At 69.2% G+C, this 19,144-nt stretch carries 11 protein-coding genes and 2 riboswitches; of the genes, 8 read left to right on the top strand and 3 right to left on the bottom strand.

The window, feature by feature from the left end; translation table 11 throughout:
- Positions 1-13 precede the first annotated feature (13 nt).
- Both MJ797_RS08460 and MJ797_RS08455 read left to right on the top strand, forming a co-directional pair.
- On the top strand, positions 14-739 hold the full coding sequence (locus tag MJ797_RS08460) for a hypothetical protein (protein ID WP_239333458.1): 726 nt from the start codon (positions 14-16) through the stop codon (positions 737-739).
- A 442-nt stretch (positions 740-1,181) separates the two neighbouring features.
- The gene (locus MJ797_RS08455; protein WP_239333456.1) at positions 1,182-2,918 is read left to right on the top strand and encodes a serine/threonine-protein kinase; all 1,737 of its coding nucleotides are present in this window, start codon (positions 1,182-1,184) and stop codon (positions 2,916-2,918) included.
- Positions 2,919-2,923: 5 nt separating this feature from the next.
- Here the strand turns inward: MJ797_RS08455 and gcvPB are convergent, their stop codons facing one another.
- The gene (gene gcvPB, locus MJ797_RS08450) at positions 2,924-6,118 is read right to left on the bottom strand and encodes an aminomethyl-transferring glycine dehydrogenase subunit GcvPB (protein WP_374581752.1); all 3,195 of its coding nucleotides are present in this window, start codon (positions 6,116-6,118) and stop codon (positions 2,924-2,926) included.
- 249 nt (positions 6,119-6,367) lie between these two features.
- Positions 6,368-6,483: riboswitch (glycine riboswitch) on the bottom strand.
- Positions 6,484-6,588, bottom strand: a riboswitch (glycine riboswitch).
- A 295-nt stretch (positions 6,589-6,883) separates the two neighbouring features.
- On the bottom strand, positions 6,884-9,283 hold the full coding sequence (locus MJ797_RS08445) for a hypothetical protein (protein ID WP_239333454.1): 2,400 nt from the start codon (positions 9,281-9,283) through the stop codon (positions 6,884-6,886).
- Positions 9,284-9,497: 214 nt separating this feature from the next.
- On the opposite strand from MJ797_RS08445, the gene MJ797_RS08440 reads away from it, so the two are divergent.
- On the top strand, positions 9,498-11,735 hold the full coding sequence (locus tag MJ797_RS08440) for a phage holin family protein (protein ID WP_239333452.1): 2,238 nt from the start codon (positions 9,498-9,500) through the stop codon (positions 11,733-11,735).
- Here MJ797_RS08440 and MJ797_RS08435 read toward each other — a convergent pair.
- The gene (locus MJ797_RS08435; protein WP_239333450.1) at positions 11,693-12,568 is read right to left on the bottom strand and encodes an MBL fold metallo-hydrolase; all 876 of its coding nucleotides are present in this window, start codon (positions 12,566-12,568) and stop codon (positions 11,693-11,695) included. The genes MJ797_RS08440 and MJ797_RS08435 overlap by 43 nt on opposite strands.
- Before the next feature lie 563 nt (positions 12,569-13,131).
- Here MJ797_RS08435 and MJ797_RS08430 point away from each other — a divergent pair.
- The 5 genes from MJ797_RS08430 (at position 13,132) to MJ797_RS08410 (ending at position 19,134) form a co-directional block, all read left to right on the top strand.
- On the top strand, positions 13,132-14,232 hold the full coding sequence (locus tag MJ797_RS08430; protein ID WP_239333448.1) for a YbhN family protein: 1,101 nt from the start codon (positions 13,132-13,134) through the stop codon (positions 14,230-14,232).
- Between the two features lie 83 nt (positions 14,233-14,315).
- Positions 14,316-14,756, top strand: a complete 441-nt coding sequence (locus MJ797_RS08425) for a peptidoglycan-binding protein (protein WP_239333446.1) — start codon at positions 14,316-14,318, stop codon at positions 14,754-14,756.
- Between the two features lie 199 nt (positions 14,757-14,955).
- Positions 14,956-16,782, top strand: coding sequence for a protein kinase (locus MJ797_RS08420; RefSeq protein ID WP_308128296.1), 1,827 nt, complete (start codon positions 14,956-14,958; stop codon positions 16,780-16,782).
- A gap of 382 nt (positions 16,783-17,164) precedes the next feature.
- Positions 17,165-18,142, top strand: a complete 978-nt coding sequence (locus MJ797_RS08415) for a crotonase/enoyl-CoA hydratase family protein (protein WP_239333442.1) — start codon at positions 17,165-17,167, stop codon at positions 18,140-18,142.
- 200 nt (positions 18,143-18,342) lie between these two features.
- Entirely contained in the window at positions 18,343-19,134 is a 792-nt protein-coding gene (locus MJ797_RS08410; RefSeq protein WP_239333440.1) for a FadR/GntR family transcriptional regulator, read from the top strand.
- Positions 19,135-19,144: the final 10 nt, after the last annotated feature.

The raw sequence follows: 19,144 nt of genomic DNA, 5'->3' as shown, positions 1-19,144 counted from the left end.
TCATCCTGACAGAGTGTCGATACACCGATGGCGGTCACGCACGGGGTCGTCAGACGAGCACGGCGGGCGCTCCGCGCTCGTGGGCGGTATTGCCCGCACAGGTATTGCCCGCACAGGTATTGCCCGCACAGGCATTGCCCTCGCGGGCGCGGCTGTGCTCGTCCTGACCGGCTGCGGTACGACCGACGGCATCGGCTCGGGCCGTGCCGCGGGCACCTCGCCGAAGCCAGGCTCCGCGGCGGGCGCGGACACGACCGGGACCCTGCCGAACCTGGTCGGTAAGGGCCTCCAGTTCGCCCAGGACACCGCGCAGGCGGCTGGCTTCACCAAGTTGACGTCGCATGACGCGCTCGGCCGCGGCCGCGGCCAGTTCATCGACCGGGACTGGCAGATCTGCGACCAAACCCCCGCGGCAGGGAAGCATCCCGTCACCACCAAGGTCGACTTCGGCGTGGTCAAGCTCGACGAGTCCTGCCCAGCCGCGGGAACCGTGGACACCACCGTCCCAAGTATCGGCACGACCATGCCGAACCTCACCGGCCGCTCGCTGAAGGCCGTCATGCCGGCCTTCGGGCGGAACTCGAGTATCACGCTGCATGACGCCACCGGCGCGAGCCGTGCGGTGGTGGTCGAGAGCAACTGGAAGATCTGCTCGACATCCCCAGCCGCCGGTAGGCCCTACTCCCTCGGGACCCCGGCCACCCTCAACGTCGTCAAGGTCGAGGAAAGCTGCCCATGACCCCTGCCGATGCGCGCCGGGCGACCACACCGGACGACCCCACACAGGACGATCGCGCGGGGCTGTGACGCGGCTGGCCACAAAGCAACGAGTGCCCACCGGAATATCGACCGCCAGGTGGGACAGCGGGCGACCGGAAGTTCGCCCAGAGCCTGCCGGCACCGGACGGCGCCTCGCATCGTTGTCGCAGGCCCCGGTAGAACACCACTACCGGGGCCTGCGCCGCCTCGCGACGCATCCGCCTGGCATCCGGCGTACCCCGGCGGACCTCCCAGGTCGGCTTCGCCAATCCGGCCAGAACCCCGGCTTCCGGCGGCGACCGCTAGGCTGCAGTCTCACGTAAAGCATGCGATTGAGGACGGCACGTGCCGCACAGACTGGGTTACAGCGTCACGCTGGAGGCACTGATCGGCCGCAGCGCCAGGGGCGAGGTATCGCGTCGATGACGACTGGCAGCACGCCGCCGGGAACGGACCACCCCGGCCCGGGAGGAGACCCGTCACCGCTGGCACCATCCGCCGGGGCGGAGCCTGCGTGGGATGCGGTACTCACCCCGTTGACCCCGCAGGACCCCCTTGAGATCAGCGGGTATCTGCTCCGGGCCCGGATCGGCGAGGGCGGCATGGGAGCGGTGTACCTCTCCTACACCCCTGGCGGCCGGCCGGTCGCACTCAAGATCGCCCGGCCGGAGTTCGCCTCCGATCCCGCGTTCCGCCGCCGCTTCGCCACGGAGGTGGCGATCGCCCAACGGGTCCAGGGCCTGTACACCGCCCCGGTCATCGACTGCGACGCCAACGCCGCGCGGCCATGGCTGGCCACCGCCTACGTCGCCGCCCCCTCCCTCGCCGCCGTCGTCGCCCGCCAAGGCCCGCTGCCGGCGGAAACCGTCCTGGTGCTGATCGCCGGCGTCGCGGAGGCGCTGCAGTCCATCCACGCCGCCGGTGTGATCCACCGCGATCTCAAACCGGGGAACGTCATCCTCGCCGCGGACGGCCCCCGCGTCATCGACTTCGGGATCTCGCGAGCGGTCGAGGCCTCCTCCGCGGCGATCACCCAGACCGGGGTACGGATCGGCACGCCCGCGTTCATGTCCCCCGAGCAGGTGCGGGGAAAGCCCCTGGCCGCGGCCGGGGACGTCTTCTCCCTCGGCTCCACCGCCTACTACGCGATCATCGGCGAGTTACCGTTCGGCGCGGACGCCGCCGTCTTCCACCGCATCGAACACCAACAGCCCGACTGGGAGCGCTGCCCGGAGCAGGTCCGCGGGGTCCTGGAACAGTGCGTGGCGAAGGACCCGGCGGCCCGCCCCACCCCCGCGGCACTGATCGAGCTGTGTCGGGCCGCGTCCACCGACGAACGCCTACGCATCGGCGAAGGCTGGCTACCGGCCACCGTGACCGCGGAAATCACCCGGTACAGCATCACCCCGCCATCAGCGCACCCACCATCCCCGCCGCACCCGTACCCGCCGCACCCATACCCGCCGCAGCCGACCCGGCCGGGGAGGCCTCGGCCGGGGGTAGCACCCTCGCCATTCGCGCCGCCCGCACCAACACCGCCCGGCAGCCCACGGCACAAGCGAATACCCTGGCTTGCCGGCGGGCTCAGCGTGGCAGCGCTCGTGGTCGCGATCGTGCTTCTCACGGCCCTGAACAACACTCCGTCGGACCAGCCGAACCGCGGTGGAGCCGCAACCGGATCGGGGGCCGGACACACGCCCACCGGCAGCGAAACATCCATCGCAGGCTCCGGCTCGTCCCCGTCAAGCACGCCTTCGGCTGGTTCGTCATCGAGCGCGCCCTCCTCGCCTGACTCGCCGACGGCCATCGTGCTGGCCCAGGAGCGGCTGCGTATGACCGACTCAGGTGACGGGGTCGACGTCGACGCGCTACCGCTGACCGTCAACTTCGGTGGCTTGGGGGGGAGCTTCTATACGTACGCGGGACGCATCAGTGGTAATAGGCTCGCGCTGTGGTCCGCTGCTGGCGTACCAACAGCGGATGGATGCGCTTCCCAGCTGCGGACCCAACCGATGTCAGCGATCGACATCCACACCGGTCTGCGGTTCTGTGCGACAGGTAGAAGTTCCCGCCGTATCGCCGCAGGCGAAGTGGTGTCGTATGGCAACGGGGTCAGCCAGATTCAGGTGACCGTCTGGGACACCAAGTTCGACAGCTGACGGCCCTAACTGTGGGTGCCGGAGTTGGCCTTAGCCGTAGTCTTGGCGGCAGCCGTGGCATTGGCGGTGGGGAGCGGCTCGGAATCCGGGTCGGCGTAGGCCGCCACCGGTGGACAGGTGCAGAGCAGGTTGCGGTCGCCATAGGCACCGTCGATACGGCGTACCGGCGGCCAGTACTTCGCGGTGCGCAGCGAGGCGACCGGATAGGCCGCGACGCTGCGTGGATACGGACGTGGCCAGTCGTCGGCGACCAGCATGGACGCGGTGTGCGGGGCGTTACGCAGGGGGTTGTCGTACACCGGCCAGGTGCCCTTGCCGACCTGGTCGGCCTCCCGCCGGATCGCGATCATCGCATCGCAGAACCGGTCAACCTCGGCGAGGTCCTCGCTCTCGGTCGGCTCGACCATCAGCGTCCCGGGAACCGGGAACGACATCGTCGGCGCGTGGAAACCGTAGTCGATGAGTCGCTTGGCCACATCCTCCACGGTCACCCCGGTCCGCTTCGTCAACGGGCGCAGATCGAGGATGCACTCGTGCGCCACCAGCCCGTCACGCCCGGCGTAGAGAATGGGAAAGCAGGACGACAGGCGGTGAGCGATGTGGTTGGCATTGAGGACCGCCACGGACGTGGCCTGGCGCAGGCCGTCCGCGCCCATCAGGCGGATGTACGCCCAGGGGATCATCAGGATGCCCGCCGACCCCCACGGCGCACCGCTGACCGGCCCGATACCGGTCAGCGGGCCGGCCTCCAGCCGCATCGGATGGTTGGGCAGGTAGGGCGCGAGCCGCTCGACCACCGCCACCGGGCCGACGCCCGGACCACCGCCGCCGTGCGGGACGCAGAACGTCTTGTGCAGGTTCAGGTGGCTCACGTCCGCGCCGAACATCCCGGGCTTGGCGAGCCCCACCAGGGCGTTCAGGTTCGCGCCGTCCACGTAGACCAAGCCGCCGCAGGAGTGCACCAGGTCACATGCCCGCCCGATGCCCTCCTCGTAGACGCCGTGTGTCGACGGGTAGGTCACCATGAGCGCGGCGAGTCGCTCGGAGTGCGCGGAGGCCTTGGCGGCCAGGTCGGTCAGATCGACGTTGCCGTCGGTGTCGCAGGCCACCACAACGACGCGCATCCCGGCCATGGCCGCGCTGGCCGCGTTCGTCCCGTGCGCGGATGACGGAATCAGGCAGACGTCGCGAGCCGGCGCCCCTGGCGGGTTGTGGTCGTGATGGTACGCGCGGATCGCCAGCAGCCCGGCGAGCTCCCCCTGACTGCCCGCGTTCGGCTGGAGCGACACGGCCGCGTACCCGGTGATGGCGGTGAGCCACTCGGTGAGGTCACCGATCAGCTCCAGATAACCGGCGGCCTGGTCGAGCGGGGCGAACGGGTGGATGTCGGCGAAGTCCGGCCAGGTCACCGCCGCCATCTCGGTTGTCGCGTTGAGCTTCATCGTGCAGGACCCAAGCGGGATCATGCCACGGTCCAGCGCGAGGTCCTTGTCCGCGAGCTGGCGTATGTAACGCAGCATCGCCGTTTCGGAACGGTGCTCGTTGAACACCGGATGGCTCAGATAGCCGCTGGTACGCGACAGCTCCGCCGGAATCGCCTGGTCGCCACCGCGAGCGCTGCCGGTGCCGACGCCGGTGGCAGTGGCAGTGGCAGTGGCGCCGGCACCGGCAGCGCTGTCAGCGCCGGCAGGCTTCGATCCGGATAGCATCACAAGATCGGCTGTGGCCGCGGCGTCCGGACCCGGCATCGTGGGATTCGCGGGCAGCGGCAGCGCCGGGACACCGAACGCCGCCCACACGGCGTGTAGGTCCGCGTCCAGTGTCGTCTCGTTGCAGGAAACACCGACGTGGTCGGAGTCGACCAGCCGCAGGTTCAGCCCACCGGTGAGCGCCGCGTCGACGACCTGCGCGGCCCGCGACGGCACGAACGCGAGCACGGTGTCGAAGAAATAGTCGTGGACGATCTGGACGCCGCCGGCGCGGAGCCCGGTGGCCAGGCGTACCGCGTGGTCGTGCACCCGTTCGGCGATCGCGGTCAGGCCGTCCGGACCGTGGTGAACGGCGTACATCGACGCCACCACCGCCGGCAGCACCTGTGCCGTGCAGATGTTGCTGGTCGCCTTCTCCCGCCGGATGTGCTGCTCCCGGGTCTGTAGCGTGAGCCGGTAAGCACGATGGCCGTCCGCGTCCACCGACACGCCGACCAGCCGGCCTGGCAACAAGCGCTCCAGGCCCGCCCGGACGGCGATGAAACCAGCATGCGGACCGCCGAAGCTCATGCCCAGACCGAACCGCTGCGTGCTGCCGACCGCGATGTCCGCGCCGAGCTCGCCCGGTGGCGTGAGCAGGGTCAGCGCCAGCGGATCGACCGCGACCGTGACGATGATCCCGCGGTCTTGTGCCTGCTCGAGCACGGTTCGCGGATCTCGTACCGCGCCCTCGGCGCCCGGGTAGGCAAGCAGGACGCCGAACGCGGACTCGGCCAGCTGCTCGGGCAGGACGGTTGACAGGTCCGCGACCGCCACTTCGATGCCGAGAGCTTCGGCGCGGGTCCGGACCACCGCGATCGTCTGCGGCAGCGTGTCCTCGTCCACGATGAACCGTGGGCCGAGCCCCTTGGCAGCCCGGCGGGCGAGCTGCATGGCTTCGGCCGCGGCCGTCGACTCGTCCAGCAGCGAGGCCCCCGCGACGGCCAGGCCCGTCAGATCGGTGATCATCGTCTGGAAGTTCAGCAACGCCTCCAGCCGTCCCTGGGAGATCTCCGGCTGGTACGGCGTGTACGCGGTATACCAGGCCGGGTTCTCCAGCACGTTGCGCTGGATCACCCCGGGCAGCACCGACGGGTGGTACCCAAGGCCGATCATCGATGGCACTCGGCGGTTACGGCTGCCCAGCCGCCGCAGCTCCGCGAGCACCTCCGGCTCGCTCGCCGGGGGCGGCAGGTCAAGCCCGCTGTCGCGGATCACCTCCGGCACGGCAGCCGTGGTCAACGCCTCCAGGCTGGGGTAGCCGAGCTCCGCCAGCATCGTCTGGCGCTGATCGGCATCCGGACCGATATGGCGGTCCACGAATGTGATTATCTCGCCGCCTGCCGGCCCGGCCGGATTCGCGGCGGGCCGCGCCGTCCGCGCCGCTACCGGCTCGGGCAGCACCGGCTCCGGTGACAGTGAGACAGACGGTGGGATGGCTGATCCCGCCACGGTGGCCGGCAGCTTGCTGAGCGTCCCATCACCGACACGCTCCGGACCGCCACGATGGCCGGTGCGACCGCGGCCGGCACCGCCGCTGTGGTTACCGCCGGCCGCGCCACCGGGCGTACCGCGGTCAGCGCCACGGCCCACACCGTTACGTGCTGGGGACGGACCACCTGCGGATGAGGGAGAGTTCGTGTGCACTGTCGAAAGGCTCCAGAGGTCGGGCAACCCGGCGGACCCGCCGGTCGCGGCTGGCCTCCCCCCTCTGTACATCTGCCTGAGAGTTTCACCTGCCGCGGCCGGTCCGTGGACCGGTGCGGCTGGCTTTCACCGTCGGCGGGAGGCCTGTCGGCATCCACTTTCCAGAGCTGCCTGACCCGGCGGTCGCCTCAGCCTGAGAGTTTGTGGGGAGATCTTGCTCCTTCGGCGCCACGGGCACGGACTGGTGTGCCGTGGGCTCTCCCGCACGGGTGTGAGCGGCGTCGATATGCAGTTATGTGACCAGTCGATAGTCGTTCGGTTAGGCAGCCAGACCCGATCCTAGGGTTTCCAGCGGCCCGCCGCCAATGTCAGTCGTGACAATCCATAAAAAATAGTACATATTTTGTATTTCAATGACTTGAGTAAGAGGATCCGGCAGTCGGGTATTCGATCAGACAGTGACGTCCGGGTGGATGGATCACGAGGTAGCGGAGGGAGACGCCGGATGTGCTGGGCGTCGGCCGACGACAACGACCAACGGCGCCGCCCGGGCGGCGCGAGCCGGACATTTTACCTGGCGGAACCGCGGTTCAGCTCCGCTACGGTCGGGATAAGGTCACCGATAGTGGCGTAGTCGACCGCGACGAACGTCGGCAACCGCCCATGCGCACGCTGGCACGCCCCTATCTGATCAAGCAGGGACGCCCGGCGGTTCACCACCGCCGCGTCAGCCCGGCTGCTCGCGGTCCGGGTAATCCAGTGATTGATGAGAATGATCGCCGGCTTCCGCTCGCCGCGCCCGAAGGAACAGGTGAAACCGTCGGGCGCGGAGACGTCGAACGGCGTGTCGGCCGCATATCGGAAAAACCGCCGATAAAAGGAGCCCGGGACATCAGCGCTCTCGGCGAACACGACCAGTCGGCGATTCTTCTCGACCATCGAGCCCAGTGACGGCCAAGCACCGCCAGGATCCTTGGGCGGGGTCAACACGTACCGGCTGAGCCCCGCCGCGCTGAAAGCGGCCATTACCTCGGTCGCGGGCGCCCCATCCTGGATGATTAACGTGACGACCTCGGTCGGATTCGCGCTGAGCCAGCCGCGGATCCGGGCCAGCTCCGTATCCAGGCTCAGCGCCCCGAGCTGGCAGACGTCGTGGCAGAGCCACAGCCCCGCGCGCTGGGACCGGGCGCCGCGCGTGAGCGGTTCGACAGCGGCACGCTGGTCCGGTGGAAGCGCGCTGAGGAAGGTCTCCACCTCGTCAGGCAGCGTCCAGTGGTGGACGTCGATCAGCAAGGCCCGGACGCCCGAGTTCAGCTGACCGATCAGATCGGGATCCTGGGCCGCCCCGAGGAAGCGCGCGTCGCTGGAGGCCATGGCGTTGTGCGTCGCAGGGTACACCACATCGGTGTAACGACGGCCGCAGAGCAGATCCGAACCGTTACAGATCCGCGCCGCCGGGGCGACCGGCAGCGGCAACACGATCCAGCACACGGAAGTGATCGCCGCCGAGGCCGCCACCAGCGTCTCCCAGTGTCGCCGCCGCGCGGTCGACCGAACGAGCGCGGTCACCCCAGCCATGACCATCGTGCTGCCGGCAGCCGCCACCAGCGGAATGATCGCGAATTCCAGCCAGCGGCGCTGGGCCTGGCCGGCCAGCCCCGCCCAGATATCGCCGAGCATCGCCCGGACGCTCACCGGGAGCGATGACGAGGGGCCGGTCAGCGTGGCGAACGGGTCGCCGAGCAGGCCCGGGAGCACACCACCGGCCGCTGCCGCGATGATCCCGGCTACGGCGAGCGCGGCGGCGACCAGCCGCGGGCCACGACCACCCTGCCGGCGAACGGCGACAAAGCCGGCCATGAGCACCGCCAGCCCCAGGCCCGCACACGCGCCGGCGGCAAGCAGCACACCGGCCGAGCCAAGGCTGTGCACGGCGTGTGCCGCGGACGTACCCGGTGAGGCGGGCAGCCCCGCGAGCACCGGCCCGAGATCGAGCACCGTGCCGCCACCGACCCGGCGGCGCAGGTTCGCGATGGCCGCCTCATCCCCCTGGAAGAGCAGCGGGCCCGCGACCACCAGCGCCGAGGTCAGGTCGCCGGCCCGCATCAACGTCACCAGCTGCTCGTGCGCGGCCCGGCGCTCCAGGCCGTCCAGTCCGGGTGCCCGGTCAAGAATGACGTCGGCAACGTGATCGGCCTGCTGCGGCGAGAGCCGGACCGCCCCGATCGACGGCACGCCAGCCGGTGGGCGCCCCATCGACAGCTGGTCAAGCGCATCAAGGAGACCAACGGTGAACCTGCTCACGTCGTCCACCGGGTACGTCGTGGCACCGGCCACCTCACCGGCCAGATAGGTGCTGGCGAGCTGGGAGATGCTGGTCAACACCGGCCGCAGGTCGATGCGCAGGTAGAGCGTGTCGGCATCGCCGCTCAGATAGCCCGCGGTCCGCTCGGCGAGGCTGGCTGCCACCCCCTGCAACGACGATGGCGGGACGACGACCCGCAGATTCGCGGTCAGCAGCGACTGGTCCACCGGGAGACCGGCGAAGAGCTGGCCGGAGACCTCGACGACCCGCGGGTCGGGCAGGACTTCGGTATAGAAGCGCTCGTACACGTGAGCGTCGGCGAGTACCCGCTCGTAGTAACCGGGCTGCTGCACGGTGCCGTGAACGGTGAGCAGGGCAACCGTAGCCAGCCAGCACAGCGCGGTGACCACGATGACGACCGCCCGCAATGGCCGGTCCCACCGAGAACGCGGGCCGGTGTGCCGGTCGCCCCGGTCGCCCCGGGCCGTCGCGCTGGCGCCGTCCACGGTCCCGCAGGCCGATGGCCGCTCCGGAGCCGGGCCGCACGCGGCCGAGGGGACGCGAGTGTCACCCACCACGCCCTCCCGCCCGTCGGCTCGCCGCGCCGCTCCGCCCACCTCGATCTGATCACCCCGCTCCCCGGCCAGCGGCCCCACCAGCGCCACCGGGCAGTCCGGACGTGTCTTCCATGGTGCGTGATCGAGCGGTCCACCGCGGTCCAACCAGGGCGAAGGTGACGCGCGCGCACCGCCGGGGCGACCGGGGACACACGCCAGCGCGCCGCTTCGGAGTCCAGGTCACAACAACCCGGCGGACATCCGGTTGACGACTCCTGAACGATCATGAGATCGCGTCTCTGCCGGTTAGTCTGCGCTGGATATGGTTGCGGATCGTACCGGTGCCCCGGGCACCGTCCCCGGTACGGCGGGACAGGCGGACCTGTCCGGACGCCGCCGGGCCCGGCTGGCCGTCGTCGGCCGGCTCCTGCGCGGGCGGCTGCGCCTCGGCGGCGTGGTGCTGCGTGGGATGAAACCGACGCCACGGCGGCTGCTGCGGGTCATCCGGTCGGCCGTCGCGAGCGGGCTGGCGCTCGCCCTGGCGTTCGCCTTCCTGCCCGGCATCGAGGTGGACAGCCTCGCTGGGCTGATCCGCCTGGTTGTCATTCTCGCGGTCGTCGGCGCGGTGCTGCGGCCCATCCTCGTTGCGCTGGCGGTCGCCCTGGGCGGGATCGCGGTGCTGCTCATCGGCCTGTTCGCGCAGACACTCGTGATCTACGTGGCGCTGCGCATCGAACCGGACGTCGCCTTTCACGGCTTCGGCGCGGCCATCGGCGTCGCCTGGACCACCGCGGCGATCGCCGCGATGGTCGGCTGGCTGGCCGACGCGGGCAGCGACGAGACGTTCATCGGTGAGATCATGCGCCAGGTTGCCCGGTACGGCGGCGGTGGCATCCCGTTCGACGGCCCGGGGGTCGTCATCGTGCAGATCGACGGCCTGTCCGCGCCGCTGCTGCGATGGGCGGTCACCGCCGGGAACCTGCCGACGCTGAGCCGCTGGGTCCGCTCGGGGTCGCACCGGCTCGTCGAATGGCACACCGGGATGCCGTCGACGACCCCAACCAGCCAGGCCGGCATCCTGCACGGCGCGTCCCGTCACGTCCCTGCCTTCCGTTGGTACGAAAAGAACACCGGACGACTGATCGTCACCAACCGGCCGCGCGACGCCGCTGAGATCGAACGCGGCTTCAGCAACGGACGCGGGCTGCTTGCCGACGGCGGAGTGAGCATCAGCAACGTCTTCTCCGGGGACGCCCCGCACAGCCTGCTCACCGTCAGTCAGGCTGGGCTACCGGGACGGCGTGCCCGCGGGTACGCGTCGTTCGCGGCCAGCCCACAGGGATTCGCTCGATCGCTGGTCCTCACCGTCGGCGAAATGATTAAAGAGGTGCACCAGGCCCGCAAGCAGCGCCGGGACAGGATTTTCCCCCGCGTCCGGCGCGGTGGCTCGTACATCGCGCTGCGGGGGCTGACCAACGTCCTGCTGCGTGACCTCAACGTCACCTTCATCGCCGAGCAGATGGCCCGTGGCGTGCCCGTGGTGTTCTGCGACTTCGTCGACTATGACGAGGTGGCCCACCATGCCGGGCCGAATCGGCGGGAGTCCCTGCAGACCCTGGAGGGCATCGACCGGGTGCTGGCAACGCTGGAGCGAGTCGCGGCGAACGTGAGACGCCCGTACACGTTCGTCGCTCTTTCCGATCACGGCCAGAGCCAGGGGGCGACGTTCCGTCAGCGCTATGGACGCTCCTTCCCCGACACCGTCCGCGACCTGTTGACCCCGGGTGCCGCCGCGACCGCCGCGACCGGCACCGCCGAGGACTGGGGTCCGGTGAACACGCTGCTCACCGAGGTTACCGGCGGTGACACCGGTGACGGGCCAAGCCGGCGCATACTCCGGCGCCGCATCGACGACGGCCAGGTGACGTTTGGCCCATCCAGGCTCGAGGTCACGCTTGACCCGGAACGGCCAGATCTCGTCGTCGTCGCGTCCGGGAATCTGGCCATGGTCTACCTGCCGCAGGTGGCCGGCCGCGCCGATCTCGACCACCTGGAGTTCCTGCACCCGGCACTCGTACGGGGCCTGGTCAACCATCCCGGCGTCGGGTTCGTGGTCGTCCGTTGCCATGGGCATGGTCCGGTCGCCTTCGGTGCCCACGGGCGTGTCTTCCTGGACACCGGCGTGGTCGAGGGGACCAGCCCCCTGCTCGGGTACGGCTCGCGGGCCGCGGCGGACCTGCTACGCCACCAGCGGATGGACCATGTCGGTGACATTGTCGTGGTGAGCCGGGTGGACCCGGGAACCCGCGAGGTCGCAGCCTTCGAGGAGCTGGTCGGCTGTCACGGCGGGATCGGTGGGGACCAGACCCGCGCGGTGCTCCTGTACCCGGCGGCCTGGCCCGCCCCGGGCGGTCCGATCGAGGGGCCGGACGCGATCCACCGCCAGCTCATCCAGTGGCTGGAACAGCTCGGGCTGCGCCGAGACCCCTTCCCGGCGGCCCGCGCCGCCGAAAACGATCAGTCCTTGTCGGCGGAAGCGACCGGGGACACGCCGCCCTGACCGGTGCCGGCCGGCGCCGTGCCGGCGCGGGTGCCGCCTGGCACGGTCACCGCCACCCCGTGTGCGGGTACCCGCACCTCGGCGGGCACCTGAGCGGCATCGGCCAGACGGGCGAACTCGCGTCCGGGCTCGTGAAAACGATCGGGCCGGACGCGGTCGAAACCTATCGGCCAGAGCGTCCCGTAGTGGATGGGCACGGCCATCGCCGGGACCGGCTGGCCCGCCGGTATCACCCGCCGCACCGCCTCCACCGCGCCGGCCGGGTCGATGTGCCCGGGGCCGAGGCTGGGTCCCCACCCACCGACCGGGACGAGAGCGAGATCGATGCCGAGCGGGGCAAGATCGGCCATCGCGTCGTGCAGGGCGGTGTCCCCGGCGAACCAGGCTGTGGCGGTACCAGTGATCACAAAGCCGAGGGCCGGGCCGCGGTGACGCGACCACGGGCCGCGGGATCCGTCGTGGCGGGCGGGGACAGCCAGCACGTCCAGACCGCCGCCGCCGTCCGGCGCCGGGATCCGGGTCTGGTCCCCCGGCACCATCTCCACGCAGCGTTCCGCGAGCGCCGGATGCCGGTGGCGCAGCAGGGCCGCGGCGCCGCGTGGGACCAGGATCGGCACAGCCGGCGGCAGCAACCGCAGCGAGGGGATGTCAAGGTGATCGGCGTGCAGGTGAGAAACGACCGCCGCGTCGACCTGCGCCGCCTGGGCCACGGGACGCGCGCCAGCACGCCGGCGCAGGTGCGCGACCCGCATCCCGAGGACGGGATCGGTGAGCAGCCGAGTGCCGGCGTCCTGGATCCCAACCGTGCTGTGCCCCCACCACGTGACATCCACCCCGCCAGTGTGCCGCCTGCCCAGCCGCTCCCGGCCCGCGGGCAGTCGCCACGTGGGCGATGGTCGCCATATCCACCCGTGTCATGTGATCAGTCACTTCGTGTGATTCATCACGTCATGTGATCCATCACGCACTGTTGAGAATTTCGCGTATTTTTGTCCAGGACACCCGCTGACGTGACTCGCCAAGAACGCCATACACACAATGTCAATACGAAGGGTAACCAGATAACTTCAATACCGCACGCACCCGGCACGACAGCCGCCCGCGCCAACTTCACGAGTATCCGAATCCGGGATGATGGGCCGGTGCGTGAACATGGATCAGACATAGGACAGCTCACCGTCGGGTCGCCATGAGCCCTGCTGTCCGAGTCCAGGCTGCCCGCGCAATGGATGGCCACGCCCTCGGTCGCGCCCACCCCCAGGCCGACGGCCCTCTCCCGGCGATCCCCGAGACAGCTATGAGCGAGATACCGTATTCGGCCCAAACACTACAATTTGGTAACTTTAGGTAACAAAACGCGTATGGCGGCCTCGATATCCGACAGCATGGATGCATGATGTCGCTAAGGGTACCGATGTGGCTGCGGCGTGGAGCCTCCGCGATAGTGCTCCTGCTAGTGATCGAATATGCGCTGTTGCCACAGCTCGCGGGTGCCCGGAAAGCTCTGGAGACACTGTCCGGAGTGGAAGCGGCCTATCTCGTTGTCGGCCTGTTGCTAGAGGCCGCCTCCCTGCTTGCGTACGCGATGCTCACTCGCAGCGTGCTTGCCCGCGAAGACCGGCCGTCACTGTGGACGCTGACGCGCATCGATCTCACGTCGCTCGGCGTCAGTCATATGCTGCCTGGCGGCGCCGCCACCGCGAGCGCGCTTCGCTACCGCCTGCAACGCAGTGCCGGAATCGGCGCGTCCGAAGCGGTGTCCGCCGCGGCGATTCAGGGCGCCGGCTCAGCGGTTGTCCTGAACGTGATGCTGTGGATCGGCCTCCTGATCTCGATTCCCACCCGGGGCGCCAACCCGATCTACGGAACAGCGGCCGTGGTGGGGACGCTGGTGATCGGCGCGGTGTTCATCGGGGTGGTGCTGCTCACCCGTGGGAGCGAACGGACCGTCCGCATCGTCCGTGCCATCGCCCGCCGCCTGCCAGGGGTGTCACCGAGCGGCGCCGAAAATCTCGTCCGCACCCTCGCCGATCGTCTCCGAGTCCTCGGCAGGGACCGGCCCCTGCTCATCAGGGCGACACTGTGGGCGGCCGCGAACTGGTTACTTGACGCCGCTTCCCTGTGGGTGTTTCTGTATGCCTACGGTCACGCAACGGCACTGGACGGTCTTCTGATCGCCTATGGGCTCGCCAACGTGCTGGCAGCTATCCCTATCACACCGGGTGGGCTCGGGATCATCGAAGGAGTACTCGTACCGACGCTCGTGGGTTTCAGCACGACCCGGGCCATCGCCCTGCTGGGGGTGGTGACCTGGCGGCTGGCGAACTTCTGGCTGCCCATCCCGGCCTCGGCCCTCGCCTACCTGTCACTGCGGACCGGGCCGCTGCTGCACCGCCGCCTACCAGCCCAGCGTCCATGGACAAACCCAAACAGGATCAACGAGGAAACGCTCTCCGAGGCGGACCGCGTTCGTCACCCAACCCTGAAATGCGACTGACAGGAATCGAATCATCACTTATAGTGAAGTGATGGTGGCTTCCAGAGGCCGCCGCCAGGACCACGCGCCGAAGGAGGCCGACCATGGCACTGACCTGGCCCATGCAGAAGAGCGGCAAAATAGGCGAAGCGGTACGTACCATACAGTACCTTCTTCGCGCGCACGGATACACCGTCGCCATCGACGGGAACTTCGGGCCGCGGACCGAGACGGCGGTTCGCGAGTTCCAGTCGTTGCGGGGGCTCACGACTGACGGCGCCGTAGGCGACCAGACCTGGCCATCGCTCATCATCACTGTCCGCGAGGGCGACCGAAGCGAAAAGGGCGACGCGGTGCGCGCCGTTCAGGACCAGGCGAACTTCCGCACCGGGGATCCCGCGCACCCCTTCCCCGTGGACGGGGTCTTCGGCCCGCTGACCGACGCCTGGGTACGAGGGTTCCAACGGAGTGTCGGAAGCGACGTCGACGGCATCGTCGGAGCCATCACCTGGAACCACCTGGTCAAGGAAGAACTCAACATCTGACCGGCAACGCTCGCGGCACCGGCGGCCAGCGGCCAGCGGCTTCAGCCGTCGGCCCCACCGACAGCCCGACCCGCTACAGCGGGCGTCCGCACGAGCGGCCGGCACCAGGGGACGCGGCATCGCCCACCACAGAACGCCTCCCCCGCAGCCTCGCGATCCATCCACCTGGACATCACCCGTCACCGAGATGGTGTGATGAGTGGGATTTTCCGGGGAAGGGGCTCGCGCTGTGCGGAAACTTGGCTCTGGCTATGTACTGCATGAACCAATCGGCCGGGGCGCCTTCGGCCAGGTCTGGCGGGGATCCACGGTGGGCGGCGACCGTCAGGTGGCGGTGAAGGTCCTGCGCGCGGAACTCGCGGACGACCCCGAGGTGGTCGCCAGGTTCGTACAGGAACGATCCGTGCTGCTCGGGTTCAACAATCCACATCTCGTCACTGTCCGCGACCTGGTGGTGGAGGGTGACACCCTCGCGATCGTGATGGACCTCGTCAACGGCGTGGACCTCAGGGTCTATCTCCGGGACCGGGGAAAGCTCGCCGTCCCGGCGGCAGTCGCGCTGACCTGCCAGGTGCTGCGCGCGCTGACGGCCGTGCACGCGGCCGGCGTCGTCCATCGCGATCTCAAGCCCGCGAACGTCCTCATCGACGTCACCGACCCAGCTGATCCGCAAGCGCGGCTCACCGACTTCGGCGTGGCCAGGCTCGCCCACGGCCGGTCGCTGACCCGCCTCACCGGCGCGATCGGGACACCGCTCTACATGGCACCGGAACTGGCCCAGCGCGAGCACGCACAACCGGCCGCCGACGTCTACAGCGCGGGAGTCATGCTTTACGAGCTCCTGACCGGTGATCCGCCGTTCTCCGGGCCGCACCCGATCGCGTTACTGCGTGCCCACATGGAGGACGCGCCCACGCCCATTGCCGACATCCCACCGGCGCTGTGGAACATGATCTCTCGGATGCTCGCGAAGGACCCGGCGGCCCGTCCCACCGCGGCCGGGTCCGAAAGCGGGCTGGCCCTGCTCGCGAGTTCCGGATTCCAGCAGCCAGCCCACTCGCCACGTAACGCCGATCACGATACGCCTGCGCCTGCGCCTGCCGAGCCGGACGACGGGGCGACCGCTCTGCTCCCCGCGGACGCGACGATCGTGAGCCCGCGCCGGGCGGGTGCCACCGGCACGCTCGACCTCGCCGCACCGGTCGAGATTTCGCCCTTCATACCGGAGCCCGGCGGCACAGGGGCCAGTCAGGCACCGACCGCCGCCGGCTGGGTCCGCCAACACGATGGCGTCCTGAGCGGGCGGAAGCGATCGGCCGGCCGACGGCGCCGGCAAACCGCGATCATCACTGTGGTAGCGGTCACGCTGCTGGCCGCCGGTGCCGCGGCACTCACGCTTACCACCACCCAGAACACCGCGACCATCAACGCACGGCCACCGGTGGCAAGCGGCGGCACGGCAACCAGCCACAGCCCCGCCGCGACGGCTGCCCCGACCGCATCGGCCGCGGCGCCAAGCCTCGAGGCGCCGACCGCCCCGCCAACGACCGAGATCGCCCTGAGAACCGCGAGCGGCCCGGGCTCGGGCAGCGCCGCCGGAACGGGCAGCGGCGGCGCTGCCGGAGGTGTCGCCCGGTCCCCCGCCGCACCACAGTCCTCGGCGGCGCCCGCACCCACAGCGGCAGCGCGAACCTACGACATGCCTTCCGGTTTCCCGGGATCCTGGTCCGGAAGCGTGAGCCAGCCTGGATCAGCCGCGTACACGGTGAAGATCTCGCTGACCAACGGCGACATCGGGGACAACGTCGGACGGGCCTCCTATCCGGAGCTCGGCTGTGTGGCGGACCTGTTCCTGACCGATGTGGCCAGTTCGGCGATCCGGGTACAGGGCAAGCTCATCGTGAACTCCTACAACAACTGCGTGGCGGCAACGCTGGACCTCACCCTGCGCTCGCGTTCGGCAATGGACTATCTGGCCCAGTCGCCGGGCTTCGCCGGCAGTGCCAGCGCCGTCCTATATCGATGATCTTCTCGGCGCACGCCGACATCCGTATCACTCCCCGAGCCCGCGGGTTCACCACGGCTGCGATCACCCTCGGCGACCGCTGGCATAAGAGCGCCTGGCAACAGTGGCGTGGATCAAGGAGCGGGGCTGGGATGCGGGGAGCCGCTCACTGATCGAACGTTCTGTCCTCGGGCGCTCTGAACCGATCTCGTCAAGGGCGATCGCGTTTCCCGCACACCAGGAAGGCTGTTGCTACCCAACGGTAGCCTGCGTGCCACACTGATTCGATCAGCAACAGGACCGGTGTTGACAAACCTGTTCACCACCGCATGGGCCGCGACAAAACACCTGGCTGCCCCGAGCGTCACCAGAGCCCGGGGCAGCCGACAGCGGAGGGGCTCCAATGACCGCGACAGATGAGAGAACGGCGAATGCTTCCGGCGACGACGGCAGCGGCAGCGGCAGCGATGCCGACAGCGACGCCGCTTCGGTGCGGGAAGGAGCGATCGGTTACGAACAGATCATTCTGGAACCATATGTGTTCACCGATCCGCCCGCGCCGTCGCTGCTGTCAGTGCGGCTCGAGCGGCGTGGCCCAGTGGTCCAGGTCACCCTGCTGGGCCCCGGCAAGGGTAATGCGATGGGTCCGCAGTTCTGGCGCGAGATCCCGGTAGTGTTCGCCGCGCTGGACGCTGACGACAGCGTTCGCGCCGTGGTCCTCACCGGGTCCGGGGACAACTTCTGCTACGGCCTGGATCTGCGGACCATGCTCGAGGGGATCATCGGGCCGAACGGCACCGACGTCGGTCTCGCCCATGGCCGCACCCGCATGCTGCACAAGCTGCGCGCCCTGCAGGATGCGCTTACCGCGGTCGCGAACTGCCGCAAGCCCGTCGCGGCCGCGATCAGCGGCTGGTGCATCGGCAGCGGGGTTGACCTGCTGGCCGCTTGCGACGTCCGCTACGCGAGCGCCGAGGCGATGTTCAGCGTGCGAGAGGTGAAAGTCGGCATAGTCGCTGACATGGGCAGCCTGCAACGCCTGCCGGCCATCATCGGGGACGGCCACCTGCGGGAGCTCGCCCTGACGGGCAAGGACATCGACGCGATCCGCGCCGAGCGGATCGGGCTGGTCAATGACGTCCTGCCGGGCCCGGCCGCGACACTCGCCGCCGCCCATGCGTTCGCCGACGAGGCCGCGGCCAATCCGCCGCTGGTCGTCGAGGGCATCAAGGAGGTTCTGGACGCGGCCCGGAGCGCGGCGGTCGACAGCGGCCTGCGCTATGTCCGGGCCTGGAATGCCGCCTTCCTCCCATCTCATGATCTTTCTGAGGCGGTGAACGCGTTCAACGAGCGCCGGCCACCGAACTTCACCGGCCGCTAGAGCGTGTCTGATGGATGGTGCTCGAAGCGATCGACGCCCAGCGGAGACAGCCTGGCCAGTCGACCATAATACGATCATGATTTTCGCGTCACCGCCGGGCGCCGCGCCATCCTGGCCACGACCGCCCGGACAAACCATGATAATTCATCCTTAAGTATTTGTTAAAGTGGCGAAAATCTCCACAACAGGGAGCATTTGAAGTGATCACTAAAAGTGATGATCTCACGGCTCCGCTGGAACGCGGGCCGAAGCTTACCGAGCTGGTCGCGACCCGCATCCGCCGTATGATCATAATTGGCGACCTGCGGACGGGCGACTTCCTTCCCCCGGAAGCGGAGCTCATGTCACGGTTCGGCGTATCCCGGCCGACCCTGCGTGAGGCGCTGCGAGTCCTGGAGTCGGAGATGCTCATCCGGCCCCGCCGAGGTTCCCGGACAGGCCCACAGGTATGTGCGCCCACGGTCGATCAGTCTGCCCGTTACACGGCCTTACTGCTTCAGCACCGGGAAGTGCATCTCGGCGACATCCACCAGGCACGGAGTCTGATCGAGCCGCCGCTGGCCCGCCGGGTGGCCCAGCGAAGCGATCCCGATGTCCTGCAGACCCTCAAGGCCGCGCTGGTCGGGGAGGAGGCGACGCTGACAAACCCCGCAGCCTTCGCCAAGGCGACGACACGGTTCCACCTGGCGATCGCTGACGCGACCCAGATCAAGTCCGTTGCCGTCACGCTGCGCCAGTATTACTGGATGATCGAAACGCACACCGGCCAGGTCGGGTGCGCCGATCGGATGGCCAGGTCCTCCGCCGAGCCGGGAGCCGACATCAGCTCCGTGAACCTGCGCACCCACGGCGAACACGCGCACCTCGTCTCCCTGCTGTGCGGCGGAGATGCCGACTCGGCCGAGGACTGGTGGCGGGCGCATCTGGAGTCCGCGGTCGCCGCGGCGGCCACCGACGCGAACGGCGCCCGTCACCTCAACTTCTTCGGCTAAGAGCGCCCGG

Origin of the sequence: Protofrankia sp. CiP3, assembly GCF_917627345.1 — a bacterium.
GTDB lineage: Bacteria > Actinomycetota > Actinomycetes > Frankiales > Frankiaceae > Protofrankia.
The sequence above is the reverse complement of the archived record's forward strand: the minus strand, read 5'-3'. Positions and strand labels throughout refer to the sequence as shown.

Excerpts from the sequence above, each read along its gene's own strand:
- MJ797_RS08455 (WP_239333456.1), top strand. The coding sequence starts at position 1,182 with ATGACGACTGGCAGCACGCCGCCGGGAACGGACCACCCCGGCCCGGGA.
- MJ797_RS08440 (WP_239333452.1), top strand. The coding sequence starts at position 9,498 with ATGGTTGCGGATCGTACCGGTGCCCCGGGCACCGTCCCCGGTACGGCG.
- MJ797_RS08430 (WP_239333448.1), top strand. The coding sequence starts at position 13,132 with ATGTCGCTAAGGGTACCGATGTGGCTGCGGCGTGGAGCCTCCGCGATA.
- MJ797_RS08425 (WP_239333446.1), top strand. The coding sequence starts at position 14,316 with ATGGCACTGACCTGGCCCATGCAGAAGAGCGGCAAAATAGGCGAAGCG.
- MJ797_RS08415 (WP_239333442.1), top strand. The coding sequence starts at position 17,165 with ATGACCGCGACAGATGAGAGAACGGCGAATGCTTCCGGCGACGACGGC.